The organism is Campylobacter troglodytis, from assembly GCF_006864425.1.
Taxonomy (GTDB): Bacteria; Campylobacterota; Campylobacteria; order Campylobacterales; family Campylobacteraceae; genus Campylobacter_D; species Campylobacter_D troglodytis.
Genome location: NZ_QHLI01000274.1, coordinates 1 through 391, shown reverse-complemented (window position 1 = coordinate 391; position 391 = coordinate 1). Strand labels below are relative to the sequence as shown.

Here is a 391-nt window from a genome sequence, read left to right as displayed (position 1 = left end):
GAGTGTAACGAAGCAAAAAAATGCTTCGTAATTCCCTAAATTATATCTGCGAAATTCAGAAACGAATCTTTGTTTTTCATAGGACTTAACTTAAAAACCTTTCAAATTTGGTTTAAGTTTAATTGAGCCGCATTTACTTTTTAAATCCCCAAATCCTCAATACCGTTCAAATAGTCCTCATACCATTGCAAAAGCGTTCTTTTTTGCTCCAAAGTAGCCTTTTCTCGCTCATAAGAAAATTTAACTTGATTGAATTCTTTGTGAGCTAATGCACTTTCTATGACTTCCTCACTTATGCCAAGCCCCAAAAGTTCGGCTTTGTTTATAGAGCAGATTGTGCGAAAGGTAGCACGAAAGCCGTGCGGAGTTACCTTACCCTTATACTTATCGT

General features: G+C 36.3%; 1 pseudogene. It reads right to left on the bottom strand.

What is annotated here, in order from left to right:
• Positions 1-140: 140 nt before the first annotated feature.
• A pseudogene (locus DMC01_RS12860) lies at positions 141-391 on the bottom strand (tyrosine-type recombinase/integrase); the annotation flags it as partial.